This window comes from Mycobacterium sp. 94-17 (assembly GCF_035617725.1).
GTDB lineage: Bacteria > Actinomycetota > Actinomycetes > Mycobacteriales > Mycobacteriaceae > Mycobacterium.
In genome coordinates, this window is sequence record NZ_JAPIYN010000007.1 from 108638 (window position 1) to 133183 (window position 24546).

General features: G+C 63.9%; 24 protein-coding genes and 3 pseudogenes. 14 read left to right on the plus strand and 13 right to left on the minus strand.

Features of this window, described 5'->3' with window-relative positions:
* Window positions 1–4 precede the first annotated feature (4 nt).
* The 3 genes from OQ789_RS10690 to OQ789_RS10700 form a co-directional block, all read right to left on the minus strand.
* Entirely contained in the window at window positions 5–763 is a 759-nt protein-coding gene (locus OQ789_RS10690; protein WP_324685576.1) for a maleylpyruvate isomerase family mycothiol-dependent enzyme, read from the minus strand.
* A 91-nt stretch (window positions 764–854) separates the two neighbouring features.
* A complete protein-coding gene (locus OQ789_RS10695) occupies window positions 855–2513 on the minus strand; it encodes an NAD-dependent malic enzyme (protein WP_324685577.1) in 1659 nt (552 codons plus the stop codon).
* A gap of 163 nt (window positions 2514–2676) precedes the next feature.
* The gene (locus tag OQ789_RS10700) at window positions 2677–3582 is read right to left on the minus strand and encodes an AraC family transcriptional regulator (protein WP_324685578.1); all 906 of its coding nucleotides are present in this window, start codon (window positions 3580–3582) and stop codon (window positions 2677–2679) included.
* Here OQ789_RS10700 and OQ789_RS10705 point away from each other — a divergent pair.
* Window positions 3568–4494: an NmrA family NAD(P)-binding protein gene (locus OQ789_RS10705; protein WP_324685580.1), complete on the plus strand. Its 927-nt coding sequence runs from the start codon at window positions 3568–3570 to the stop codon at window positions 4492–4494. The two genes, OQ789_RS10700 and OQ789_RS10705, sit on opposite strands and share 15 nt — an antisense overlap.
* 34 nt (window positions 4495–4528) lie before the next feature.
* A complete protein-coding gene (locus OQ789_RS10710; protein WP_324685582.1) occupies window positions 4529–4966 on the plus strand; it encodes a nuclear transport factor 2 family protein in 438 nt (145 codons plus the stop codon).
* Between the two features lie 15 nt (window positions 4967–4981).
* Here OQ789_RS10710 and OQ789_RS10715 read toward each other — a convergent pair.
* The 3 genes and pseudogenes from OQ789_RS10715 to OQ789_RS10725 form a co-directional block, all read right to left on the minus strand.
* Window positions 4982–6301 (minus strand): annotated as a pseudogene (locus tag OQ789_RS10715) (IS256 family transposase).
* A gap of 389 nt (window positions 6302–6690) precedes the next feature.
* Entirely contained in the window at window positions 6691–7278 is a 588-nt protein-coding gene (locus OQ789_RS10720) for a metal-dependent hydrolase (protein WP_420716088.1), read from the minus strand.
* Between the two features lie 128 nt (window positions 7279–7406).
* Window positions 7407–7670 (minus strand): annotated as a pseudogene (locus OQ789_RS10725) (metal-dependent hydrolase); the annotation flags it as partial.
* Window positions 7671–8009: 339 nt separating this feature from the next.
* On the opposite strand from OQ789_RS10725, the pseudogene OQ789_RS10730 reads away from it, so the two are divergent.
* From OQ789_RS10730 to OQ789_RS10745, 4 genes and pseudogenes are all read left to right on the plus strand, one after another.
* Window positions 8010–8677 (plus strand): annotated as a pseudogene (locus tag OQ789_RS10730) (TetR/AcrR family transcriptional regulator).
* A 182-nt stretch (window positions 8678–8859) separates the two neighbouring features.
* Window positions 8860–10086, plus strand: a complete 1227-nt coding sequence (locus OQ789_RS10735; RefSeq protein ID WP_324685584.1) for a cytochrome P450 — start codon at window positions 8860–8862, stop codon at window positions 10084–10086.
* A 68-nt stretch (window positions 10087–10154) separates the two neighbouring features.
* On the plus strand, window positions 10155–11123 hold the full coding sequence (locus tag OQ789_RS10740; protein WP_324685585.1) for a hypothetical protein: 969 nt from the start codon (window positions 10155–10157) through the stop codon (window positions 11121–11123).
* 15 nt (window positions 11124–11138) lie between these two features.
* Window positions 11139–12050, plus strand: a complete 912-nt coding sequence (locus tag OQ789_RS10745) for a hypothetical protein (RefSeq protein WP_324685586.1) — start codon at window positions 11139–11141, stop codon at window positions 12048–12050.
* 21 nt (window positions 12051–12071) lie between these two features.
* On the opposite strand, the gene OQ789_RS10750 is transcribed toward OQ789_RS10745, so the two are convergent.
* Window positions 12072–12875 carry a crotonase/enoyl-CoA hydratase family protein gene (locus tag OQ789_RS10750; protein WP_324685588.1) on the minus strand — a complete coding sequence of 268 codons (804 nt, stop codon included), beginning with the start codon at window positions 12873–12875 and terminating at the stop codon, window positions 12072–12074.
* Between the two features lie 129 nt (window positions 12876–13004).
* On the opposite strand from OQ789_RS10750, the gene OQ789_RS10755 reads away from it, so the two are divergent.
* Genes OQ789_RS10755 through OQ789_RS10765 form a run of 3 tightly spaced genes read left to right on the plus strand, consistent with a single transcriptional unit; the run spans window position 13005 to window position 15706 of the window.
* Window positions 13005–14153 (plus strand): hypothetical protein, encoded by a 1149-nt coding sequence (locus OQ789_RS10755; RefSeq protein ID WP_324685589.1) that lies wholly within the window; start codon window positions 13005–13007, stop codon window positions 14151–14153.
* A 12-nt stretch (window positions 14154–14165) separates the two neighbouring features.
* Window positions 14166–15215 (plus strand): alcohol dehydrogenase catalytic domain-containing protein, encoded by a 1050-nt coding sequence (locus OQ789_RS10760; protein ID WP_324685590.1) that lies wholly within the window; start codon window positions 14166–14168, stop codon window positions 15213–15215.
* Window positions 15212–15706: a hypothetical protein gene (locus OQ789_RS10765; RefSeq protein ID WP_324685592.1), complete on the plus strand. Its 495-nt coding sequence runs from the start codon at window positions 15212–15214 to the stop codon at window positions 15704–15706. The genes OQ789_RS10760 and OQ789_RS10765 overlap by 4 nt, the downstream gene beginning before the upstream one ends.
* Before the next feature lie 136 nt (window positions 15707–15842).
* Here OQ789_RS10765 and OQ789_RS10770 read toward each other — a convergent pair whose 3' ends face one another.
* The 3 genes from OQ789_RS10770 to OQ789_RS10780 are packed head-to-tail and all read right to left on the minus strand — an operon-like array spanning window position 15843 to window position 16761.
* Window positions 15843–16361 (minus strand): hypothetical protein, encoded by a 519-nt coding sequence (locus OQ789_RS10770; protein WP_324685594.1) that lies wholly within the window; start codon window positions 16359–16361, stop codon window positions 15843–15845.
* Entirely contained in the window at window positions 16288–16563 is a 276-nt protein-coding gene (locus tag OQ789_RS10775) for a hypothetical protein (protein WP_324685595.1), read from the minus strand. Before OQ789_RS10775 ends, OQ789_RS10770 begins: the two co-directional genes overlap by 74 nt.
* Window positions 16564–16587: 24 nt before the next feature.
* Window positions 16588–16761 carry a hypothetical protein gene (locus OQ789_RS10780; RefSeq protein ID WP_324685596.1) on the minus strand — a complete coding sequence of 58 codons (174 nt, stop codon included), beginning with the start codon at window positions 16759–16761 and terminating at the stop codon, window positions 16588–16590.
* Window positions 16762–17025: 264 nt separating this feature from the next.
* Here OQ789_RS10780 and OQ789_RS10785 point away from each other — a divergent pair, with 264 nt between their 5' ends.
* From OQ789_RS10785 to OQ789_RS10805, 5 genes are all read left to right on the plus strand, one after another.
* Window positions 17026–17475 carry an alpha/beta hydrolase fold domain-containing protein gene (locus tag OQ789_RS10785; protein ID WP_324685597.1) on the plus strand — a complete coding sequence of 150 codons (450 nt, stop codon included), beginning with the start codon at window positions 17026–17028 and terminating at the stop codon, window positions 17473–17475.
* Between the two features lie 143 nt (window positions 17476–17618).
* Window positions 17619–18473: an SDR family NAD(P)-dependent oxidoreductase gene (locus OQ789_RS10790; protein ID WP_324685599.1), complete on the plus strand. Its 855-nt coding sequence runs from the start codon at window positions 17619–17621 to the stop codon at window positions 18471–18473.
* A gap of 144 nt (window positions 18474–18617) precedes the next feature.
* A complete protein-coding gene (locus OQ789_RS10795) occupies window positions 18618–19676 on the plus strand; it encodes a hypothetical protein (protein WP_324685601.1) in 1059 nt (352 codons plus the stop codon).
* A complete protein-coding gene (locus OQ789_RS10800) occupies window positions 19673–21157 on the plus strand; it encodes an FAD-dependent oxidoreductase (protein ID WP_324685603.1) in 1485 nt (494 codons plus the stop codon). Before OQ789_RS10795 ends, OQ789_RS10800 begins: the two co-directional genes overlap by 4 nt.
* Window positions 21158–21166: 9 nt before the next feature.
* Window positions 21167–21826 carry a TetR/AcrR family transcriptional regulator gene (locus tag OQ789_RS10805; protein ID WP_324685604.1) on the plus strand — a complete coding sequence of 220 codons (660 nt, stop codon included), beginning with the start codon at window positions 21167–21169 and terminating at the stop codon, window positions 21824–21826.
* Here OQ789_RS10805 and OQ789_RS10810 read toward each other — a convergent pair.
* The 3 genes from OQ789_RS10810 to OQ789_RS10820 all read right to left on the minus strand — a co-directional run bounded on the left by OQ789_RS10810 (window position 21752) and on the right by OQ789_RS10820 (window position 24466).
* Complete coding sequence (locus OQ789_RS10810; RefSeq protein ID WP_324685605.1) at window positions 21752–22522, minus strand: hypothetical protein; 771 nt, start codon at window positions 22520–22522, stop codon at window positions 21752–21754. The two genes, OQ789_RS10805 and OQ789_RS10810, sit on opposite strands and share 75 nt — an antisense overlap.
* 101 nt (window positions 22523–22623) lie before the next feature.
* A complete protein-coding gene (locus tag OQ789_RS10815) occupies window positions 22624–22929 on the minus strand; it encodes a hypothetical protein (protein ID WP_324685606.1) in 306 nt (101 codons plus the stop codon).
* A 1-nt stretch (window position 22930) separates the two neighbouring features.
* A complete protein-coding gene (locus OQ789_RS10820; RefSeq protein WP_324685607.1) occupies window positions 22931–24466 on the minus strand; it encodes a hypothetical protein in 1536 nt (511 codons plus the stop codon).
* Window positions 24467–24546: the final 80 nt, after the last annotated feature.

Genomic DNA, 24546 nt, shown 5'->3' on the forward strand with positions numbered 1-24546 from the left:
CGGTTCAAAAGACCCTGAGCCGGCGAACGACGTCCAACGACGACGGGTCACCCTCGGCGGCCGCGCCCAGGGCGTCCCACGTACCGCGCTGCGTGATCCACCGCACGAACGCCTGGGAATCGGATGTGACGCGGGCCGCGACGTCGGAATGGCCTTCGGAATGGCCTCCGAGCCGCAGGGTCCTGGCGCACAGGCCGTCCAGGCAGATCTCCACGCCCGCGGGTAAGTCGTTGAGCGGGAGCATATTCTGCTGTGGCAGGGCCGCCTCGATCCAATCCAGTGTGGGGGCAAGGCTCAGCTCGTCGACGGGCGGCGGTTCGTTCTCTAACGGGCCTGCCGGGGCGAACAGGTCATACCGGGTGTGCACGACGGCCTCGAACACGAAGGTCGTCGGCACCACCGAGGCGGGGTAGGTACCGACGTCGCCGATGGGTATGTCGACGTCCTGACCCTCAATCGCGGCGAGCACCTCCATGCCTCGCGCGCTGACCGATTCATAGTCCGCCACAACCTCTTCGGGACTCATCGAGCGTCGCGAGTCGACGTAGAGGTCCGCGGCGCGTTCGGCGAGCTTCTCCCCCGGGCTGGGCAGCGTCGACGGATCGACAGCCAGCCAGAAGCTGCACGCCATGTGCGACACGAGGTCCTGCACCGACCAGCCCGGGCAACCACTGTCCTCCGCCCACACCCAATCCGGCATCTGCGAGCAAAGGTCCAACACGATTCTGCGTTCCTCCGCGAGGGCGTCCAGCGTGGCGCTCATGAGTTCACCTTTCAGATACATACTGTATGTATTAACATACACACTGTATGTATGAAGTCAATCCACCCGATGCGGTCGCGGGAAAGCGCCGTCACGCACCCGCCGAGGCGGGATATTGGGGTAGCCAACGCACCTGAGCGATGCGTTCGCGGAGTTCGGCGTCGCTACGCGCCGGGGCGACGCCGTCGGCGACGGCCTGCACGGCCACCGCGTGCGCGATGCGGACGGCGACGTCGGGCACGTCCGACCACGCGGGCAGCAGCGGCCGGTCCGGGCCGGCAAGCGCAGGCGACGCCTCGCCCAACGTTTCCGCGGCGGCCCGCATCATCTCGTCGGTGACTCGGGTCGCCCGGGCCGCGGTCACGGCGAGCCCCATCGCGGGAAAGATGTAGACGTTATTGCATTGGGCTACAGCGCGTTCCACTCCGTTTCTGCGTAGCGGCGCGAACGGTGAGCCGGTGGCGATCAAGGCGCGCCCGTCGGTCCACCGATCCAATTCCGCCGGGTGCGCCTCGGCGCGGCTCGTCGGGTTGGAAAGCGGGAAGATGATCGGCCGCTCGGCCTTGCCGGCGAGTTCGCGCACGATGCTCTCGGTAAAGGCGCCCGCCGCGGTCGACAGACCGAGCAGCACGCCCGCGTCGACGTGGTGAACCACGTCGGAGAGCTGGGCGGGGCCCGTCAGACCCCATCGGCTGACGCGGCCGGCCGGCTGGGCGAATTCGCGCTGCGCAGCCGACAGGTCGGCGCGGTCGTCGGTGAGTAGGCCCACCACGTCGACGACCCAGATGCGCTGCGAGGCAGCCTGTTCGGACAGCCCCTCCGACACCATTTGCCGCCGGATCATGTCGAGCACTCCGATACCGGCCGAGCCCGCGCCAAGCATGACGACCTGTTGCTGCGACAGCGGGCGACCGGCGACTTTGGCGGCGCCATGTAGCGCTCCGAGGGTGACGGCGGCGGTCCCCTGGATGTCGTCGTTGAAGGTGAGCAGCTTGTCTCGGTAGCGGGCCAGGATCGGCAGGGCATGCGCCGTGGCGAAGTCCTCCCACTGCAGCAGCACATTGGGCAGTTGCTTGCGAACAGCGGCGACGAACTTGTCGATGAATGCGTAGTACTCGTCGTCGTCGACACGCCGGTGCCGCCAGCCCAGGTATTGGGGATCGTCGAGGAGTTCGATGTTGTCGGTACCCACGTCAAGCACGATCGCAAGGGTGCGCGCGGGGTCGATGCCCCCGATGAGGGTGTAGAGCGACAGCTTTCCGATCGGAATTCCCATGCCGCCGATGCCCTGATCGCCCAGGCCGAGAATGCGCTGCCCGTCGGTCACCACGATCACATCGACCTCGCGCTGCGGTCGGTTGTCGAGCACCTCGTCCAGACAGTCGCGCTCGGCGTAACAGACGAACAAACCACGTGGACGCCGGTAGATCTCGCTGAAACGCTGGCAGGCCTCCCCCACGGTGGGTGTGTAGACGATGGGCAGTGCCTCGGGGATGTGGTCGTGCAGTACCCGATAGAACAAGGTTTCGTTGCGGTCCTGCAATGCCCGTAGATAGATGTGTTTGTCGAGATCGTCGCGCCGAGTACAGAATTCATGCCAGCAGTGCGCGGCTTGCTGCTCCAGCGTCTTTACTGTCGTGGGCAGCAGACCCAAGAGACCCAGCCGCCGGCGCTCGGCTTGGGTGAAGGCGGTGCCCTTGGTGGTCAACGCATCGAACAGTCTGGCCGGTCCGCTGAGCTCATCAGGCATCGTCAACCTCCCTTCGTGGGGACTTTCACGCCAACGCAGACGACGGAGCGTATTACCCGCCGCTATATCGGGACAAGGCTACTGACGAGCAATTGTCAATAGTTGTGGATTGATGTTGGTGTGGGCCCTCTTGATGGGGGTCGCGATCGGCTTTCGGAACGGGTCAGTGCTGGCTGGTTGCGGTGAGTTGCCAGCGTCGGGGTGGTTGGCCGTGGTGGCGATGGAATGCGGTGGTGAATGCGTAGACCGAGCGGTAGCCGATATGGTCGGCGATTTGTTCGGGCGTGTTGTCGGAGGTGAGCAGCAGATCGCGGGCCAGGGTCATGCGCCAGTCGGTGAGGTAGCGCATGGGCGTCTGTCCGAGTTTCTGCTGGAATGCGCGGGCGAAGTTGGCTCGGGACATGTGTGAGGTTCTGGCGAGTTCGTCTACAGTCCAGGGTTTTTCGGGTTCGCCGTGGATAGCCTGCAAGGCGGGCGCCAGGCGGGGATCCGCTGCCGCGCGGAACCATGCCGGTGGACTGGGGCTGCGTCCGAGTCCGGAGCGAAGGCCGAACACGATGAGCACGTCGAGCAGCCTGTCGAGGATCGTCTGCCGTCCGGGCTGCTGGTGCATCATCTCTCGTGACAGCAACGAGACGACGGCGTGGATCGGATCGTCGATGACCGAGGGCAGCCAGAGTACCGGCGGAAGCGCGTCGACTAATCCTTGCCCGATGTCGCCGGCGAACCGGTAAGCGCCGCACAAGAACACCGAGACGTTGTCGGGTGAGACGGTTTCGTCGGTTTCGGGCAGCGATTGGAACTCTTCGTGTGTGACGCACGGCGCCCCTGGCTGGTGGGCGATGTAGTGATCCGGGCCGCCGCGCACCAGCGCGAGATCGCCGGGACGTAGTTCGACCGTGCTGCCAATGTCGTCGGTCCACAGCCACGCGTTGCCTTGAACCACCGTGTGGACGGCCAATTGGATTGCACCTGGTAGTCGCAGTCCCCATGGGGGCCGCGCAGCGGAGCGCGCGAAGACACCACCGGAGGCACGGGCACGCACCAGATGCTCTTGAAGAAGATCCACCTTTTGAGCGTCCTGCACAACTCAATGAGCGTCAAGATCATTGAAGCGCTCATCGAGTGCCGTGATGATTGGCTCATGAACAACATCGAGAAGCCGGTGCTGGTCCTCGGCGCTACCGGCAAGACCGGATCACGGGTGGCCACGGGGCTGGCAGACCAAGGGGTGGCGGTGCGAACCGCGTCGCGGCACGGCAGCCAGGTCCGGTTCGACTGGGATGACCACACAACCTATGCTCGCGCGCTCGCCGGCACCAGGGCCGTCTACCTGATCCCGCCCGTGATGCGTATGGACTTCGCGGGAATCGTTTCAGATTTCCTCGACCAGGCCGAGCGCGCCGGAGTCGGGCATGTCACCTTCCTCAGCGCCTACGGTATGCAACATGCCTCGGCCGAACTCGGGCTGCGTGCAGTGGAACTCGACCTTCTGGACCGGTCGGCGTTGACCCATTCGTTCATCCGGCCTGCCTGGTTCATGCAGAACTTCAGCGAGAGCTTCCTGGCACCGGTCGACGATACGATCGTCGTACCCAACGCCGATGGGGCCGAAGCCTACGTCGCCGTCGAGGACATCGCCAACGTGGCTGCGGCCACGCTGGCCGACCCCGTGGCGCACGCTGGGGCGGCGTACGCTCCGACCGGACCTGAGGCGCTGAACGTGACGCAGGCCGCCGAGATCATCTCTGAGGCCACCGGCCGCCCGATCACCTACTGCGCTATCGATCAGGATGCGTGGATCGAGGCGATGAGCGCCGCCGGTGTGCCGCACGACTACACCGTGATCCTGCGTTTGCTGACCTCCACGGTTGCGGGCGGCAACGGGTCAAGGCCCAACGAGGATGTCCGCGCTGTCACCGGACGGGCCCCGATCAGCTTCGAGGAGTTCGCCACCCACACCGCGGATACGTGGAAATAGCCTCACCACAACCAAAACAAGAAAGGCACTCACTATGCGCCCGATCGCGAATCTGGAAGATTTCGCTGCCCTCGACCCGTTCTTCAGGATTATCGAGGAAGGCCTGCAGGGACTAGTCGATCCCGGGCATTTCTTCGACTTGATGGCCGAGGATGTGGTGACCGAGTACGTGATCACCGTGCCCGGATACCCGCCTCGCGTCGCGGGCCGCCACGCCCTCGCCGAGCTTTACCGTCCCTACGGCGCCGCAATGCAACTGGAGCGCTGCTTCGATCTGGCTGTCTACCACGACCCTGCTAGAAACGTCGCCATCCTTGAGTACGCCTCCGAGGGCCACACCGTCGACGGAAACCGCCCCTACGCCAACCGGTTCATCTCCGTCATCACCCTTCGTGACCGCAAAATCGTGCACTGGCGTGATTATCTCAACCCCGTCGCCGTGTTCAATGCGCTCGGCTGGCCCACACCCTGAGCGCCCACCGAAATATCACGCAACATCCGTGCCCGTAGCTGGGCTCTCGGATTCCGGAGGAAGTGCAGGTGTGATGTCGATGGGGCGTTCGAGGAGCTTGCCTTTGTGGAAGACCGCGCCGGCGCGGACCAGGGCCACAAGGTGTGGGGCGTTGACGGCCCGCCAGCGGTCCTGTGCGGCGTCGATCAGCTTGTAGGCCATGGCAATTCCCGCCGCGCGTGATCCCGGACCTTTGGTGACCTTAGTCCGAAGTCGCACGGTGGCGAAGGTGCTTTCGATCGGATTTGTCGTGCGCAGGTGGATCCAGTGTTCGGCCGGGTACTTGTAGAACTCCAGCAGGGTGTCGAGGTCATCGACGATCTTGGCGACCGCTTTAGGGTACTTGGCCCCGAAGTCGACCTCGAACGCCTTGACCGCGACCTGGGCCTTATCGATATCCTCGGCGTTGTAGATGTCCTTGATCGCCGCCAACGCCGACGGATGCGCCGACTTCGGCAGCGCACCAAGGACATTGGCCTGCTTGTGAAACCAGCAGCGTTGCTCACGCGTCGCCGGGAACACCTCCCGGACCGCCTTCCAGAATCCCAGGGCGCCATCGCCCACGGCCAGCACCGGGGCAGCCATCCCGCGGCGTTTGCAGTCACGCAGCAGATCGGCCCACGACTCGGTTGACTCCCGATACCCGTCAGTCAAGGCGAAGAGCTCCTTGCGGCCATCGGCACGCACGCCGATCATCACCAGCAGGCACAGCTTGGTCTGCTCCAGCCGAACCTTGAGGTGAATGCCGTCGACCCACAGGTACACGTAGTCGGTGCCAGACAGATCCCGGCGCCCGAACGCCGCCGCCTCGTCTTGCCACTGCGCAGTCAACCGGGTGATCGTCGAAGCCGACAACCCTGCCCCGGAACCCAGGAACTGCTCCAGCGCCGGCCCGAAATCGCCGCTGGACAACCCATGGAGGTACAACAGCGGCAACACCTCGCTCATCTGCGGAGACTTGCGCGCCTAGGCCGGCAGGATCGCCGAGGGAAACCGCTGCCGGACACCAGTATCCGGGTCCACGCGACGGTCGTTGACCCGCGGCGCGGTGACCTCCACCGCACCGGCGGCGGTCAGGACCTCGCGGGGCTGGTGGTAGCCGTTGCGCACCACCAGCCGGCGGCCGTCCTCGTCGAGCTGGTCGGCCAACTGGGCCACGTAGGTGGCGACTTCGGCTTGCAGCGCGGCGGCCAACATCTGCTGGGCGCCGTCGCGGACGATCTCGTCAAGCAGCGACCGGCCAGCACCGCCGCCGCTTTCGTTAGCCTCGGTGGCATCGTGAACTACCGTGAGCACGGGCGTACCTTCCCAAACCAGCGCGCCAACGCCGGCTCATGATCGGACCTTCGGATATTCAGATCATCCCCGGGAAGGTGCGCCCACTTTCACGCCCCCTCACCGAGGGTCATCCACAGGTTCTGATCATTGCTCGCTACTGACGACGCGGGCGCCACAGCACCTGACAGCAGAGGAAAACTCAATGCTCTAAGGGTGCTTCTCGTCGCGATCGGGGTGGTGACATTCGGAGTTTGTCTGGTCAGCATCGCTTCGCGGCATGGCGATGCTGAAATCGGCGCACGGGCCGTCGCATTACTATCCACCACAGCCGGATTGACTTGGGTGAGGTGGCAGGCCAAGCACCCTCGCAGCGCCGAAAAAGCACAATCCAGCCAGGGTTAACGTCCTCAAGATGCCTTGCCGACACCCACCGAATACCATTTCGCGGCACTGGCGGGTTCCTCGTCGAAGCGCAGGAACCAGCGTCTCGCCAAAGTCGGGAGTTTTTCAAACTTGGGATCATGATTCGGCCCCTGCGATCGGATCAGACCCCAAAGCATTTCAACCATCTCCCGCCGGGAGGCCTCATGGTAGGTGGTCTGCTCCGGACCCATGAGTTCCTTGGCGGCCCGGACAGAATCGACGAACGCCCGACGTGAGAAGCCGTTGGGCATCAGTCGCGCAAGCTCGCCACCGTCCGCCGCGGGTACATGTTCGCGGAAACCCTCATGCATGATCGACATGATCTCGCCGAGATGTCTGATCACATCGACGATGGTGCGCAGCCGGAACATATAGCGGTCTTCGACGGCGGCCTTGTAGACGATCATCGCGGAGCTGCGATGCTCGATCCCCTCGCAGAAATGCCACAAGAACAGGGAAGCCACCCGCTCGTCGCCGGGCGCGAACAGCGTGTCGTCGTGGTCGAGAAAGACCTTGAAGTACGGAGTAAAGGTGTTCTCGACGACTGCCGTATACGCCAGCCGCCACGCCAACGGCTTGGTGGCCGTGAGGCGCTCATAGGAGGCCTGATCTTCTCGTTCACTTCGCTCAGCCCGGGCCAGCGCTTGCAGAGCGCGTTGATGTGACGCACGTGAGCGGCCGAGTGCTGTGCCTCTTGCCGCAGGTAGGCGTTCGCCTCTGAGATGGCCTCAGGATCGGTCATCAGCGGAATCGCCTCGCGGGTCGCGTCAACCACGAACTTCTCGAACTCGGGCGCGAAGAACGAGATGACATTGCATTGCATGGCGAATGCAGGCTTGTCGAGGTTCCAGTTGAAGGGGATGTCGTCACCGCCGAGGTCGAAGCGCACTCGGCGGACCTTCAGATCGGTCATGGGACTGTGTCCTCCTGCGTGGGGTCCAACGCTATCGATTAGACCATACATTACTTGCTTTGCGTATGGCCAGATGGAGGCGCCAAAGGATTATGCCGGTAATATTTGCCGCTGCAGGAGGGCGTCGACCATGGCAGAAGGGGAGCGCGCCGACTTCGCCGGCCCAGTCGATCACGTGCGGAACCCCCGCATGCGGTCTCCCAGTTCACTGAGACGGGCACATTTCCAGCACGATCCCGTCGAGTGAATGGACCCATGCGCTTCACCATACATTCTTCGGCAGCCGCATGGTCAGGAAAACCCGGCAGCGGGTCGTTTCGTCGGCGACGAGGTATCCAGGAGCGCGGACGAGATGATGCGCCGATGCGTGCAGGTGCGGTGAGGTGAGTCGTGGTTCGTAGTCATGGCTGGTCGGGCAACACGCCGGCGTCCGACGAGGAAGCGATCAACCGCATCATGGATGCCGCCGACGCGATCATCGCCGAGCGCGGAAGGAGCGCGCGGATAGCCGACGTGGCCCGCGACGTCGGCGTCACAAGGCAAACCGTGTATCGCTATTTCCCAGCACCGAGGCGCTGTTGATCGCCACCGCGATGCGGTCGGGAGACGGATTCTTAGAACAGCTGGCCAAACACCTGGAGGGCCTCGCCGACCCGACAACCGCCATCGTCGAGGGCATCGCGTTCGCTGTCGAACACCTGGCCGATGACGATCGGATCGTGTCGATGCTGACCACCCGACAACTCGGCGGGATGGCGATGTCGATCACGTCGGATACCGCGATGGCCTTCGGCCGATCGATGTTTCACCGGTCCGAAGTCGATTGGCAGGCGAACGGATTCGACGAGGCGGCTCTCGACGAATTGGCGGAATTCAGCCTCCGCGTTTTGCACTCGTTCCTCATCGAGCCCGGTGACGCGCCACGCAGCCCCGGTGCTCTCCGTGAATTTCTGACGCGCTGGCTTGGTCCGGCGATCATCTACCCGCGCCTCGCCGGTGTGATGAGCGCGCTGACCCCGCCTCCCCAACGGCGCAACCGCCGATCTTCGGCGTCGTAGGAGTCGCCGGATTCTGCACCATCACAAGCCTTTCGGGCTAGTGATGGGCGCGATAGACCCGCAGGCCAAGGCCACCGAGCATATCCAGCCGTGCAGCCTATCCAGACACATGCGTGATTGTGTATGGTCACTGTGGGACGCGGTGTCCGCCGCGGCCAACGACGAGATGGACGGGTGCTCAAATGCCAGTGTCAACCAGCGTGCCGGTCCAGACTCGGCCCGACATCGACTTGACCGATGGTCAGTTCTACGCGCACCTGCTCGGTCATCCGCGTGCTGCCTACCGCTGGATGCGCGAGAACGAGCCGATTTTCCGCGACCGCAACGGGCTGGTGGCGATCACCACGTATTCGGCCATCATGGACGCCGAGCGCCAGCCGGCGCTGTTCTCCAACGCCGGCGGCATCCGTCCGGACATGCCGCCGTTGCCGATGATGATCGACCTCGACGATCCAGAGCACTTCAAGCGCCGCAAGCTGGTGAGTGCCGGCTTCACCAAGCGACGCGTGCTCGATCAGGTCGGGTCGATCGACGAACTGTGCGACGACCTGATCGACGACATCGCCGAGCGTGGTGAATGTGACTTCGTCGACAGTCTCGCCGGTCCGTTACCGATGGCCGTCATCGGCAACATGATGGGCGTCGACAAAGCCGACCGCCCGAAGTTCCTCAAGTGGACTGACGACTTCCTGTTGACGCTCAGTTCGACTGCCACCCCGGAAATCCTGGCTACCGCGATGGAGTCGTTCGCGCAACTGTCGGAATACATCAACCAGATGGTGTCGGTACGTAAGGTCGAGGCCACCACCGATATGGTCAGCGCCTTGGTCTACGCCGAGGTCGACGGCGAAAGACTGTCGGAAGAACAGGTATTCCAGGAGATCCTGATGCTTCTGGTCGCGGGCGACGAGACCACCCGGCACACGTTGTCCGGCGGTTGGGCCGAGCTGTTGCGGCACCCAGACCTGCATGCGCAGCTGCGTGACGACACCGAGACGCTCATCGGGCCCGCCATCGAGGAAATGCTGCGGTATTCGTCGCCGGTGAAGAACATGTGCCGTCACCTCACCACAGACGCCGAGTTCTATGGATATCAGTTCAACAAAGGTGACAAGGCTCTGTTGATGTTCGAGTCCGCGAACTTCGACGATTCGGTGTTCGACAGCCCCGAGGAATTCCTAATCGACCGCTCCCCCAACAACCATCTGGCATTCGGGTTCGGTGCGCACTTCTGCATCGGAAACCAACTGGCGCGCTTGGAGTTACGAGAGATGTCACAGAAGTTGCTGACTCGGCTACCCGACTTGAGACTGGACACCGACGGCGCACTGCCGCTGCGGCCCGCCAATTTCGCCGTCGGGATCGAGTCGATGCCGGTGGCGTTTACTCCCGTCGAGAGGAAGCGGTGAACCTCATGGACTTCCTGCTCATCAACGACCCGGCTCAGCTACCGTGGCAGACGATCCTCTACGACGTTTTGGTCGCGACGATCTGCGTCTCCGCGGTGGTCAACGCCGTCGTGCAGTTTCGTCGCGGCACCCGCATGTACGCGTTCGTTCTGGTGGCCGCGCTGGTTTACGGGGTTGTCCTGGAACTGGCAGGGATGGCGACCCTGAACATGTACCAACAGGGCAACTTTCTGGTGATGCTGAATTTTCCGATCCTGCCGCTGTTCAAGGGTACAACCGCTATGCCGTTGTATGTCACCTTGTTCTACCCCGTAATCTTCTCTATCGGATTCAAAGTTGTTGAAGCGCTTGGCATTGCGAGTAGATGGAAAGCAGCCGTCGCCGGTGGCCTGTTCATGGTCTTTCTGGACGCGCCGTACATTATCGAAGGAAATCTCCGACACGTCGTCTGGTGGACCTGGCGAAGCGACTTCTCGATGTTCCAATACTGGCTCGGCTGGCCGCTGGTCGACATGGCCTGGCAGGCGGTGTGGGGGTCAGTCTTCTATTACCTGATGCTCGGCGCGCGACGCTACCTCGACGGAACCGGCGAACAACGCTGGACAACGGGCCGCGCCCTTGGTGTGCAGGCACCGCTGCGGGCCGTTGCCGTGCTGCTCGTCGGCTTCCTGCTGCTGTCACCACTGACGATCTGGACCTTCGTCGTCGGGCCGCAATGGCCTTTCATGATCGTTATGGTCGCCGCGTTCTGTGTGGTGACGGTTGCCGCACTGCGTTCGGCGACACCGGCCGCGGCTCGGCCGGACGCGCTGTTGTCCGCGTGGATCGCGCTGTACGTCGTCTCGTTCACCGCGATGATCATCGCCAACATCGTCCGCGACGGCCGACTGACGCTCTACGCCACGGTGCAGGCGATCGGCCTGTTAGGTGTAGCGGCTCTCGCCACGTTCCCCAGCTGGGCGCGCAGGGTGTCCGGCAACTCGGGATCGGCGGAGCGCGCGGATATCAACGAAAAGCCCATCGAGACAACGCCGTAACGGGAAGGCTGGACAATGACGCTGCAATCGTCACGGTCGCAGCGAGCAGCGCTCGACAAGATTGTCGTCTCCGCGTGCGCTGTGTTCGCGGTGCTCACCGGGTGGGCGGCGCTCGGCCCCGGCGGCATGGGCCTGCCGATAGTCGCGCAGGCGCTGCTCACTGCCTCGCTCCTCGCCCTGCTGCTCGGCCACATGTGGAAGCACCTGGGCTCGGCCTTGATGGCGGCGTTCTTCCTCACCGGATCGGCGGTCGAGTGGGTCTTCGAGCAGACCAACATCAGCTTCGGCGGATTCATCTGGGGTGACATCCGGTACGGCGACATCGGCGTCTTCAACGTGCACCTTGGCGACGTCCCGCTGGCGGTGCCCGTGCTCATGGCGGCGTTGCTGTGGCCGACCTATGCCACGGTCAATCTCGCCCTGAACGGCCGCGTCGTGGTCGACCCGAGATCGGTGACCTGGTGGCAGAACCTATGGCGGTGCGGCCTCTACGGGTTGGTGCACTCCTGGTTGATGCTGATCTTCAACGGCGATTGCGAGAAGTTCGGCCTGTACCGCTGGGTCGGACGCAGCCTGAAAAATTCGTCCGCCGATATGTTTCTCGGCGATCCGGCGGCACCGCGTGGGTGGGCGATCTACGTATTCGTCACGATGGTCGCCTTCACTTTTGTGATGGTCCCCTCCGTCGGCAAGGCAGCGGTACGGCGGGGCGGCACCCAGGTGTTGCGCTGGTCGGACGGCGCGCCCATCGTGCTCTTCGGCGCGATGGCCTTGATGGTCTATGTCAATCCCACCAACAAAACGGTGGGCAACGTCGCGTTATGGACAATGGGTTTCTTCGCGCTGTTCGTTGCCTATCGGTTCGTCGACCTCATGCGCGGCCGGCGGACCGCGACGATCCCCTCGACGACGACCACCTCGGTGTAATCCGCCCGCGCCGCCGGGCGATTACCTCATCTGGAAGTTGGGTTTGCGCTTTTCGACGAACGCGCGCGGCCCCTCCTTGGAGTCCTCCGACATGAACACCGGGATACCGTTCTGCGTGTCCGGGACGAATGCGTCGTTCTCTGGCAGACATTCGGTGTCGCGGATGGTCTTCAGAATCGCCTGAACCGCCAGCGGACCGTTGTTGTTGATCACGTCGGCGATCTCCAGCGCTTTGGCCAGCGCCTGCCCGTCGGGCACCACATGTCCTACCAGCCCGAAGTCTTTGGCCTCGGCTGCGGTGATGTGCCGGCCCGTCAGGAGCATCTCACAGGCGATCGTGTAAGGAATCTGGCGTACCAGTCGCACCGCCGAACCGCCCATCGGGTAGAGGCTCCAACGTGCCTCCGCGACACCGAATTTCGCGCTCTGGCCCGCGACCCGAATATCGGTACCCTGCAGGATCTCCGTGCCACCGGCGACGGCAGCGCCCTCGACCGCGGCGATCAACGGCTTTGTCAGCCTGCGCCCCTTGAGCAGGCCGTCGATGCGGGTGGGATCGAATCCACTGGAGAACGTGTCACCGATCGGTTGGGCGTTCGCGTTGTTGAGATCCATCCCTGCGCAGAACGCGCCACCCGCCCCGGTGAGAATGCAGGATCTGATGTCTGGATCCTGATCGACGCGGTCCCACGCATCGACCATGATGAGCATCATCTCGCCAGTGAGCGCGTTGAGTCGGTGGGGCCGGTTCATCGTCACGATCAGCGTGTGACCTCGTTGTTCGATCAGCGCATGCGACTGGCTATCTGTGGTTGATTCGGTCATCTGCTGGTCCATCTCCTTCGATCTCGGTTGACACGGCCGCTTGCTTACGGCGGGATCGTCACGATCATACGATCGTGTAGGTATGTATGGTGTTATGCGATAGCGACACGAACGGAGGACTCGTCACCGATGGAGACATGCACCGCGGAGTTCGCCCGACTGGCCATCCACGCACCGTTGCTGCGCTGTGACGCCAACCCGTTCCTGACTCTGCACAACCCGTTCGGGCTGCAGAACTGGACCTTCCCCGTCGTCGAGCTGCTGTTGACCGCAGGTGCCACCGCATGCCTGTTCCACGGGATTTGCTGGTATCGCAGATACCGTGACGCTTCCAATCTGGTGGTGTGGGCCTCGCTGATCGTGGCGCTGCTCTTGATCGAGCCAATCACGTACTTTCCGCAATGGTTCGGCCTCCAGAACACGATGGGGTTGACGTTCATCCACGGCCAATTCTCGATTCAGTTCCTCTACGACCGGCTTCCGCTGTACATCGTCGCCATGTACCCGGTGTACGGCTACCTTGCCTATGTATTGGTCCAGCGCACCGGAATCCTCAAGCGCTACGACAGCTTCGTCAGCTCAGTGTGTGTCGCCTTCCTGTTCATGTGTCTGTTCGAGGTGGTCGACACCGTCGGACCGCAGTGGGGCTGGTGGGTGTGGAACCAGCAGCTGCCGACATCCAAGCCCTCGATGGGCCCCATCCCCTACCTCAGCCTGCAGGGCTTCTCTCTGGTGATGCCGTTCGCGATCGCTCTGCTGACTCGGTGGGTGAGCGGCAAACCCGCCCAAGGAGGGTGGCGATTGATCCGCAATATCGTGATCGTCAGCGTCGGGGTGTGGCCGCTGTTTCTATTGATGAACCTGCCCGCCACGATTCTCGAATTGGCCGGCTTCTCGACCATGACCGCGCGTGGGATCACCGTGTGGACACTGATCATCGGCGGATTCACGATCACGGCTTGGGCGTTCTACGGGTCCCTCCGGGCACGGATGGCCGATCCGACGATCGTTCCGGTAGGTGCGCGTGGTGACCGATTCGCGGCGATCTGCGTCGCGGTCTACCTGATCTTCGGCGTGATCTTCTGGGCGGCGGCGCTGCCCGGCTATTTCGACGCCGTCGACGGCGTGGCGCCATCGGGTAACCCAACCGGATCGCTGGCATTCGGCGTAGCCGCGGCGTTATTGACGGTGGCGTTGACGGCGATCGCCTATCGCGGCACCGCCAGCGCAAGTTCTCCGATGGTGAATCGCGTCGCGCCCTCCGGACTCGGCGGCTGAATGCGAGCGGCAGTGGTCGGAGGTACCGACGGCGGTCTGGTGATCGGGGAGCGACCCGACCCGGTGCCGCTGCCGCACGAGCTTGTCATCGAGGTGCACCGATGCGGTATCTGCAAAACCGATCTGCACATGACCGACATGGAGGGATTCATGCAGGCACCGCCCGGGGTAGTGCTCGGTCACGAGTTCGCGGGCACCGTGGTCGAAATAGGCTCGCAGGTCACCCGATTCGGCACAGGCGACCATATCACCTCGCTGGCCGCGATCGCCGCCTGTGGCAGCTGTCCGAGCTGCGTAGCGGGCGATCTGCAGTGGTGTACCGGCGCCGACAAGAAATTTCCCGCAACCGGCGGCTACGCCCAGTACGCGCCGGTGGCCGAACACCAAGCGGTCAAGCTACCCCGCTCGGTTTCACTCGCCGACGCAGCACTCGTGGAGCCACTCGCTGTCGCCCTGCACGGCATCCGCCTCGCCCACATCCAGGCTGACACCGACGTGCTTGTGTTGGGGGCAGGCCCGATCGGATTATCGGCGGCACTGTGGGCCAAACGGGCGGGTGCACGAAAAGTACTGATACAGGCGACATCCCGGCGACTAGAAGCACTGGCCATGGCGATGGGCGCTGACGCATTCGTCACGATGGGCGGCGATGCTCTCGGCGAGGTGTTGCACTGCTTCGGCAAAGCCCCTGACGTCGTTGTCGAAGCGGTCGGCGCACCTGGCGTCATCGAACAGGCGCTGCGGACCGTTGCGCCGCGTGGAACGGTGGTCGTGCTGGGCTGGTGCGGGGTACCCGACAGCTATACCCCTGCGATTTATTTGATGAAGGAAGTCCGGCTTCAGTTCTCTATGACCTACAACGTTGGGGATTTCGAGCACGCGATACGCCTGCTCGACGACGGCGCGGCAGAACCGCCCACGATGGTGACCAGGACCATCGGAATCAGCGAACTGCCGGCGATGTTCGCCCGCTTACGGGGAGCCACGGAACATTGCAAAGTACTGGTCGACCCGTGGCTGGAGGTGGAACCCGGTGACACCGCGTCGCAGGAGTTCGGATGAATTTCGCCAAAGGCCATGAGGCTCATGACGACTTCGTGTTATTGCTCGATCTGCCGGCCGCACTGTCCATGCAGAAATGGGCGGTGCGTGCGTTGTGTGATCGGCGGAGGGGTATCGGTGCAGCGGCAGTCCTGCGAGTGACGGTCGCCGGATCAGCCCGCGAGGCAGGGGTTTTCGATCTCCTACCCGACGGCCTCACCGCCGACGACTGGTATATGGATCGCCACGACCCGAACGGCTTGCCCGATGGCGGCGACACCGGAATTCACCTCTTCGCCCACTACTTGTGGGCTGCCGGATTGGAACGGCGTAGCCGCTACCTCGTGGGTACGGCTTCGGGTGCCAGAACGGTTGAGATCGACGAGGTCGACGCGGTGCGCGCCACCGTCGCCGTCACGGGTGCCGGCGGTACCACCCGTGGCTCATCGGTTCTGGTAGCTCAGGGAACCATCGACATCCAATGGTTCAGGATTCGAGGCACCGAGACCTGATCGCGAGCGTCAAACGTGCGTGCTCTGGCTTCGGGCGGGCTGCCCGTGGTGCCTTAAGCCGCCGCGGCATCGCCGCCTACTGAGACGCGTCGCGACCACACTTGGTGGGTGGCCAGAGCGGTGACGCCGATCGGCCCTACCATCTGCACGATGATGCAGTCGGCGATCCCGCCCTCACGCACGACATTTTCGACGACCATCGCCAGAACGGCCCGAGGTAGGCGACGGTGACACCGACGGTCACGGGTTGGATGTGCCGTGACGGGGGCCGCGCAGCGCGCAGCGCGGTCACCGCCACGACAAGAAAGCCGGCCACTGTCACCACCAGCGCCGGCCAGTGCCGCCCGATCGTGATCGTCGCAAGATAAATCGGCGCGAAAAGAACGGACCCTACGACAATGACGAAGGCGGCGACAAGCGGCGGATACAGCCCCAACACCTTCCCCGTCGACCACCGCCGTGCCGCCTCCCCGTCGATGTGGGCACGCGCCCGCAGTACGACACCGAAGAACACCGCACCCCAGGTCATCTGCCAGTACATGTCGACAAACGGCCAACCCGCGAAGAACTGGAGCAGGGGTTCATCGCGCCAGGTGAACCAACGCATGTCGGCCAACCCGCCCTCGATGACGAACGGCGCCTCCAGACAGAACATGGACAGCCCGCCGGTGATGGCCGCCTGCCAGCGCTTTACCGATACCCAGCCCCTCAATTACCTTGAAGCCGATCATGAAGATCACCGGGTGGTAGATGCTGCCGTAGAGCGGCATCGCGGTGGTCTCCTCGAACAGCGGTACGGCCGGGAAGTTCAGCATGATCGTGAACGGCCCCTGGACATACAGGTTCACCGTCGCCATCCCGATCAACTCCGGCGCGACTCCCTAGATCAGCGCGCTCAGCATCAGGAACGTATAGATGCGGGCTCCGCGGCCGTACTGAGCGATCGAATACCAGGCGAAAACCGCAAACAGACCTAACTTCAATAGCTCGACCGCGTTGTTCTGCCAGCCCAGTTCAAGTGGATTGTTGAACACGATCAAGCTGGCCGACATCATCACGTCCTCATCCCGGGTGCGTAAACTGACAATACATTTTCGTCGATTCTGTATTGTCCTCGTTCGCGCCAATCACGAGGTGTTAGTGCTTTCCGCGGGCGAGATCGCAACCAACAACGTCGATTACATGCGGTATACCGAACGATAGTTGACGTGCGAGGAGTCTCGACCATACGCTTAGCTCCCGATGGCTAGTCTGCGTGAGGTCTATCTCTGCGTCGGCGACGGCGCAGCAGTCGGGACAAAAGGTGACGTGGCGTGAGGATGGACGAGCTCGACCCGGGGTTGCGCACCGTCGCCCGAGTCTCGCCCCGCGAGTTTACCTGCGCCGCACAGATTCTCGGTCAGCCGCGATTGGACGACCGCTCGGGCGCCAACCGCACAGGGCGCAGGCGAATCATGTGGTCGCAAACAGACAACCAGATCGCTTGGCGATGGTACCTCGGCGAGGCTGACCCTGAAGTCACCGTTCCGGCAAGGAATCTCAACCTTCGCGGTCTTGCTCCGGCGTGGATCGGAGTCGGAACTCTGGATCTATTTCTTGCCGAGTGCAACACCTATGCCGAACGCCTGCAAGCGGCGGAAGTGCCTGTGTGCCTGAAGGTGGCCGAAGGCGCGTTTCACGGTTTCGATCAGTTCGCCCCGAGCTCATCGGTGGCGTTGGACTTCTTCGCCAGTCAGTGCGACTACCTGCGGTCCATCGTCGCGGGCTGACAAGCCGATTCATATTCCCTCAAGCCGAGGAGACCCGTGTCCGACATTCCGATCGTAGACCTGCACCTCGGCCTGGCAGTCGAGGCACTTTCCGCCGTCTCCGGCGCCGAGCCCCTCAACTGAGCGATAGGAGAGCATAAGCGATGACTACCGACGATCCACTTCGCGATGAAGCATGCGTCATTACCGGAGGCGCCAGCGGCATCGGTTTGGCCATGGCACACCGTTTCTCGGCCTCCGGGATGTCGGTCGTGCTGGCCGATATCGAGTCGGCCGCGCTGAAATCCGCTCTGGCGGCTTGGCCGGGCGATCCCAACAAAGTCCACGGTGTGGCCTGCGATGTGCGAGCCCCCGCGGACATGGCCCGGCTTCGGGACGAGGCACTGAACCGATTCGGCGACATACACATCGTGTGTCTGAACGCCGGGGTGGCGCCCACAGGCCCGGTCCTGGAAACACCGCTTGCAGTGTGGGACTGGGTCTTCGACGTCAACGTCCGTGGCGTTGTCAACGGCGTCAATGCATTCCTGCCGACCCTGACCGAACGCGGCCGTGGCCACATTGTCTGCACCGCCAGCGCCGCCGGCGTGACCGACACCCCGACCGTCACCGCATACGGTGCCAGCAAGCACGCGGTGGTCGGGATTGCTTCTGCGCTGCGCGGCGAAATCTTCGGCAGCGGAGTTGGAATCTCGGTGCTGTGCCCCGGTCTGATCGAGACCCGAATCTTCGAAAGTGAGCGCAATCGGCCGACCGGCATGGACGATCCGTCGGTAGACAACGTGACGACCAAGCTCTACCGCGACCTGCTCGCTACCAACGGTGTCTCACCTAATCTGGTAGCCGGGTTCGTCCACCGGGCAGTTCTCGAAGACCAGTTCTTTATCTTTCCCACATCTGATTTCGATCTTGGTATCGAGGCTCGCCTGGGCGGCATCCGGCAGGGTCTCGAGTGGCGAGATCAGGTGCTGGCCAGCGTCTCGGCGTCCGCTCCTTGAACCGTCCGGCGAATCCGCGCAGGGACAGATCGGCGCTGGTGGGCGGTCCGGCGCCGCTGCAGACGCCGTCTCGAACCTGGCCGCGCAGGGCCCCGTTTTGCAAGGAACAGACTGTTCTGTTGTTTTTAGTGTTATCGTCATCACATGCGGTTCAACAATCCGTTCGAGATCGGCTGGCAGCTGAACGCGCTCGATGCCATCATGCTGAGCAGCACGATTTTCATCCTTGTCTATTCGATCCGGCAGTACCGCAACGGACGTCCGACGTACCTGGTGTTGTACCTGGCCTGTCTGGCCTACGGCCTGATCATGGAATTCACCACGGGAATGATGATCTCGCGCAGCTACATCCAGGGTGAGTTCGCGGTGATGGTGCAGACCAAGGAACTGCTCGGCTACCCCACAGATATGCCGCTGTACGTGGTGGTCGCGTTCTATCCCGTGACGATCTTCCTCGGCTTCAAGCTCATCGAGTCCTTCGGCATCCGTTCGATTCTCGCGCGCGCACTGTCCGTCGGGCTCATCATGGTGGTGACCGACGCTCCCTACGAGGTCAACGGACCGCAGAAGGGCATCGACTGGTGGGTGTGGCTGGACTGGCGGATCTCGGGCCGAGCATTGTTCCAGTTCTTCTACGGATGGCCGTGGTCGGAAGCCTGGTGGCAGCTGACGTGGCCCGGGCTGATGATGTTCATGGTCTGGCATTGGGAGAAGCGCCGCTCCCTGAACCGCTCATCAGGCGAGGGCGCCAACGACTTTGACCCGGCGGCGATCGCCGCGGTCAAGGCGACGCCGTGGAAGACACTGCTGATCACACCACTCGCGCTCGGTCTCCTGATGAACGTCTTGGGCATCCTGTTCAGCTTCCCGACCGGCATCTCGATCGGGTTGGGCATCCCGCACTTCGTGCTCGGTACCGCCTACCTCATCGCGATCGCGGCGCTGTTCCTCTACACCAAGAAGGACCCGATCGGTCTCGACCGGGCCGGCTGGACGCTGCTCGGCATCCACGTCGTCGGCTACACGATGGTCACGCTGTCCACCTTTGCCTTCCGCCCGGTGCCCACCGGTCAGATCACGATCGCCTTCGTCACACTGAGCGCCATCGTCATCCTGGCCGCCTACCCGGGTCACGTTGCCCACCAACGTGTTCGCGCCTCGCACGTGCCCCAGCCGATTCAACAATTGACGGAGGTACCGTGACGAGTGGTCGCGCCGTTGTCATCGGCGGCAGCATCGGAGGCCTGTGCGCCGCACGGGCGTTGCAGGCTCGATTCGCCAGCGTCACGATCCTGGAGGCGGACATCCTGCCGGACCGGGTCGAGGGGCGCCGTGGCACCCCGCAAGCCTGGCATAACCACTCACTGTTGACCGCGGGCCGTGAGGCCGTCGAGAGCCTCTTCCCCGGCTTCACCGACCGCCTAGTCGCCAACGGCGGCAACAACATAGACCCGGGTTTCGAAGCGGCCAACTGCCTGCTGTATGGGTGGGCGCCGCGATCGCGCACCCAGTTCCGGATGTTCTCGGCATCGCGGCCGATGATCGAACTCACGCTCCGGCAATTCGTCGGCGAGGACGCCGCTCTGACCGTCGTCGACGGTGTTCGGGTGCAATCGCTGACCGCCGACGGCGACCGCGTCACCGGCGTCACCTATCGCGACGCCGACGGCCAGACCCAGTACGCGCACGCTGACTTCGTCGTCGACGCCTCGGGCCGGGGCAGCCGAGCGGCGACGTGGATGAAGGAATTTGGTTGCGAGGTCGAGGAATTGACACTCGATGCCAAGGTGAGCTACTCGTCGCGATGGTATCGCTGGCCGGCTGATGCGCCTTGGTACAAGTGGCTGACCACATTTCCCGATCCAGATCCCCACGCGCCCAACGAACACCAGTACATCTGCTCGTTTTTCCCCATTGAGGACAACTCCTTCATCGCCGTGATGGGATCGTGGGGCCTGGACATGCCCACCGATGTCGCGTCCTACGAGGCCGCCGCCCGCAAGACCCGCACCCGCGAATTCTCCCGAATCCTGCAGGCTTCCGAGCCGCTGACCGACGTGCACCACACCCGCGCGACGCGCAACGTGTGGCGCCGCTTCGATCGGATCGCCGCGCCGCCGCGGCAGTTCCTCGCGGTCGGCGACGCCGTCTGCGCATTCAACCCGATCTACGGGCAAGGCATGACGTGCGCCGCCACCGCGGCGATTATCCTGCGCCGCCTCGCCGACACCGTCGACCCTACCGCCACCGAGTTCGCCACCCAGTTCTACGCCGAGCAGGCCAAGTTCCTGAAGGGCGCCTGGACGCTCGCGCTCAGCCGCGACGGCGGTTACCCGCAAGCCACCGGCACCGAGGCGCTACCCGAAGGCTGGCGCAAACGGTTGATCCGCAAGACGACCTGGCCGGTCTTCCAGTTCATCGCAGACGCCTGCTGGCAGGACGAGGCCATCGACCTGCACATGAACCGGGTGTTCAATCTGCAGGAGATGGTCACCGACGTACTGCGCAAACCCCGGGTCATCCTCGGCCTGGCGCGCTTCGGCGTGCGACGGGCACTGGGCCGCAACAGCATGCCCAAGCCCCTGTCCCCCGACCTTCCACCATCCGACCGCGATTTCACCGCGGACCGCGACCGCGCCATGGGCCGCCGTGGCGCAACACGGGCACTCGAGTTCGCCAGGTAAATTCTGTGCATGACCTCTCCGGCGCCGCGGAACACCTCACTGCGCCGTTCCGGCAGCGCCAAACAGCGGGGCCGCCCGCCCGGCGCCACGGCCGAGGACACCGTCAAACGCATCATCGAGGCGGCCCAGGAGCAGTTCGGCATGCACGGATACTCCGGCGCGAGAATGACCGAGATCGCCTCGGAGGCCGGGATCACCCACTCGTCGATCTATCAATACTTCGCCTCCAAGCGTGAGCTCTACCAGGCCGCCTTCGAAGCGGCATTGGCGCAGCTACTACCGGAGTATCTGGACGCGACCGCGACACAGGACACCCTGCGTGGCCGGATCAGTGCGATCATGCGGGCCTCGGCACGCGCCCACGAACGCGCTCCGGCGATCACGCCGTTCTTGGCCTCGCTGCCCGTCGAGCTGCGCCGTCACCCCGACCTGATGCCCGCGCTGCAAGAGTCGGGCGAGAACCTGGTCACCTCGCTGGCGGCAATGTTCGCCCACGCGCGCGAGACCGGCGAGATCGCCCCCGACATCCCCGACCGCGAGCTGCTCATCGGATTTGTCGGCGCCGCAATGGGTATCGGACTGCTGAGCTACGCGCTACCCGACGGCGACATGGCCGCGGCCGTGGAGGTCCTGATCGCCGGACTGGACGGCACGCTGTTCCGTTCGTAACGGCCAACCGTAGGTCATGACGACGATCGCCGCGCCAAGCGCGTAGGTGACGATCGCGTAGGTCAGCGACGACACCGGCGCCCCCGACGCGGTGTGACCATGTTGCGCCGCGAGGTAATCCGGCAGCGCGGCCGACCAGAACACGGCGACCAGAACCAGCGAGGCCGCCGCGCACCACAGCGGTGCGCGCTCGTCGGCGACGCCCGCGTCGAGGATGTCGAGGGTGCCCGGGCCGGCCCGCCGGGCGCGCAGCGCGCCGACGAAGGCGACCATCGAGATCACGGCGAGCAGGGTCAGTTCACTCCACAGGGTGACCGCACGTGCCGTGTCCAGCGGCACCCCGGCCATCGACAGCAGCACGCTCGGGGCCACCACCAGCAGGGTCACCGGCCAGGTGAGCACCGCGATGACGATGACGTTGCGCGCGATGATCAGCGGTCTGTGGTCCGGCGGCCGGCAGAGTAGCCTCGCGAACAATGCGAAGGCGAACGGCATCGCCACGTTGAACACCTGCGTGCTCAGCATGGGCACGACGCCGATGGTCGGGTGCCCGCTGGGCACCCGGTTGTTCCAGACCCACCAATAGAACTGTGTCGCAACGTGATCGAACGGCGCATACAGGCAGTTGGTGGCGAACGGGGTGCACGCCGCACCGACGACGACGCTGTATTTGTTGAAGATTCCCGCCCGCTGCACGACGGCCTATCCGATGTACATCGCATCGCAGTACACGGCCATGATGTAGAGCGGCAACCGGTCGTAGAGCAGCTGAACGGTGAACTGGTTGTGGACGAAGGTCAGCCCCATGTAGTGCTCGAGGCCGAACCACTGGGGAAATAGGTCACCTTCTCCACCACCATCGGAATGAATAGACCGACCACCAACACGACGAGGTTGGAGTTGTCGCCGTGGCGCCGGAACCGGCCGATGGCGTGGAACAGCAGCACCAAGGTACCGATCAGCACCGCCTCCTCGAGTACCGGCATCGTCCAATTCTGCAGTGCCGCGGGGTTGTTGAAAGTGACGATCGGATGCCGGCTGTCGCAGTGGACGTTGGTCAACGCTGCCGCGAGCTCTCGAAACGCGGGCAGGCACACGGACATGTCACACGCTCGCGGTGACGACGCCGGTCTTCTGTCTTGCCGCCGCTCGACGTTCTGCCAGCACCTCGCGAAGCGGTAGGTCGCGTGCCCCCGTGCGGTCGGCACCGCTGGGCGGCAGTTGCGGGTCGGTCCGCGGCGGCACCTTACTCAGGCCCAACGCCAACTTGACGCCGTAGAAGGCCAAGCCGGCCAGCACCCGCGGGTTCTTCGCCAGGTCCTGGACGGTCTCCTGCAGGTTGAAGACCCGGTTGAAGTGGTCGCCGATGACCTGGTCTTCGAAGCTTGCCAGCGCGACGAACTGGAACACCGGCCAGGTGGCCTTGCGCAGCAGTCTGCGGCGGATGCCGTCGGGCAGCGCTTCAGTGCCGGTCGCGTGGGCGTACGCCCCGTCGCGGGTCAGCGCCAGCGCCCAGGCGCCTTTGAGGAACTTGGCCTGTTCGGCGTAGAAGGCCTTCGGGAAACCCTCGGCCAGCGGGTCGGTCTGCGTGGACAGTTCACGCAGAATTACGGCGCCGACGGCCGCGCACGACATCCCTTGGGCGTAAATCGGATTGAAGGCGCACACGCTGTCGCCCAGGGCGATGAAGCCGCGCGGCGGACGGGACAGTTGGTCGAAACGGCGCCAGACGTTGCGGGTCGAGCGGGTGTGGTGGACGTCAGTGATGGGTTTGGATGCGTCGAGCATGCGGGCGAATTCGCGGGTGCGGGTCTGCCGCGCCGCGGCCTCGTAGGACTCCACATCGGTGGGCATGTCCAGACCCCACGAACCCATCACCGCGATGAAGCAGTCGTTTTCGATCGTGTTGATCGAGCACAGGTACTGATGCTGTTCGGGGGCGTGCGGATTGGGATCCGGGAATGTCGTCAACCACCGCCACCACGGATTGTCGTCACCTTCGGGCCAGCGGTACCAGCGCGAGGAGTAGCTGACCTTCGCGTCGAGTGTCTGAAGCTCGGGTTCCTGACCCCATTCGCTCATCCAGGAGCCGGCTTTGCTGCCGCGGCCCGCGGTGTCGACGACGAATTCGGCCTCGAGCGAATGGATCTGGCCCTGCTCGTCGCGGTACTCGACCCCGGTGATCACCGGCCGCCCGTCCGTGCCGGGGCGCGTAGTCAGATTCTGCACGCGGGCCTGCTCGATGAACGTGATTCCCGGATCGTCGGCGACGAACTCCCGGATTGTCGATTCGATCGCCAGCCGCGACGCGAACGTCATGGTGGAGTTGCCGCGCGAGCGCGGCGCCCAGCCGTCGATCAAGCAGTTGACCGCGTCATACGCAGGGTCGAGCACCGCGCCACCGTTGGCCAGCAGGCGGTCGAGGTAGCCGGGGAACAGCTTCTCGATGGCCTCTCGTCCGGCGGCGAGCAGAAAGTGGTTGTGCCAGGCCTGCGGGGTGCCGCGGCGCCCGGCCGGTTCGGTGGGGATGACGTCCTGCTCGAGGATCGTGATGCGCTCGAAGCGGCTCTGCAATGCCCGCGCCGCACACAGACCGCCGATGCTGCCGCCGATCACCACGACGTGGCCGCCTTCAGGCATCTACAACTCCTCGACTGCGTTCCCAATAATCAACAGGCTATTCTGTTGTTTATATCAGCGGTGCTTCTACCTGGCAAGGG

Coding starts and splice junctions, on each gene's coding strand:
- OQ789_RS10770 (WP_324685594.1), bottom strand. CDS start 16,361: ATGTTCTGTCTGGAGGCGCCGTTCGTCATCGAGGGCGGGTTGGCCGAC.
- OQ789_RS10690 (WP_324685576.1), bottom strand. CDS start 763: ATGAGCGCCACGCTGGACGCCCTCGCGGAGGAACGCAGAATCGTGTTG.
- OQ789_RS10745 (WP_324685586.1), top strand. CDS start 11,139: ATGACGCTGCAATCGTCACGGTCGCAGCGAGCAGCGCTCGACAAGATT.
- OQ789_RS10695 (WP_324685577.1), bottom strand. CDS start 2,513: ATGCCTGATGAGCTCAGCGGACCGGCCAGACTGTTCGATGCGTTGACC.
- OQ789_RS10795 (WP_324685601.1), top strand. CDS start 18,618: ATGCGGTTCAACAATCCGTTCGAGATCGGCTGGCAGCTGAACGCGCTC.
- OQ789_RS10710 (WP_324685582.1), top strand. CDS start 4,529: ATGCGCCCGATCGCGAATCTGGAAGATTTCGCTGCCCTCGACCCGTTC.
- OQ789_RS10820 (WP_324685607.1), bottom strand. CDS start 24,466: ATGCCTGAAGGCGGCCACGTCGTGGTGATCGGCGGCAGCATCGGCGGT.
- OQ789_RS10815 (WP_324685606.1), bottom strand. CDS start 22,929: ATGTCCGTGTGCCTGCCCGCGTTTCGAGAGCTCGCGGCAGCGTTGACC.
- OQ789_RS10805 (WP_324685604.1), top strand. CDS start 21,167: ATGACCTCTCCGGCGCCGCGGAACACCTCACTGCGCCGTTCCGGCAGC.
- OQ789_RS10780 (WP_324685596.1), bottom strand. CDS start 16,761: ATGATGTCGGCCAGCTTGATCGTGTTCAACAATCCACTTGAACTGGGC.
- OQ789_RS10765 (WP_324685592.1), top strand. CDS start 15,212: ATGAATTTCGCCAAAGGCCATGAGGCTCATGACGACTTCGTGTTATTG.
- OQ789_RS10785 (WP_324685597.1), top strand. CDS start 17,026: ATGGACGAGCTCGACCCGGGGTTGCGCACCGTCGCCCGAGTCTCGCCC.
- OQ789_RS10775 (WP_324685595.1), bottom strand. CDS start 16,563: ATGGCGACGGTGAACCTGTATGTCCAGGGGCCGTTCACGATCATGCTG.
- OQ789_RS10790 (WP_324685599.1), top strand. CDS start 17,619: ATGACTACCGACGATCCACTTCGCGATGAAGCATGCGTCATTACCGGA.
- OQ789_RS10750 (WP_324685588.1), bottom strand. CDS start 12,875: ATGACCGAATCAACCACAGATAGCCAGTCGCATGCGCTGATCGAACAA.
- OQ789_RS10755 (WP_324685589.1), top strand. CDS start 13,005: ATGGAGACATGCACCGCGGAGTTCGCCCGACTGGCCATCCACGCACCG.
- OQ789_RS10735 (WP_324685584.1), top strand. CDS start 8,860: ATGCCAGTGTCAACCAGCGTGCCGGTCCAGACTCGGCCCGACATCGAC.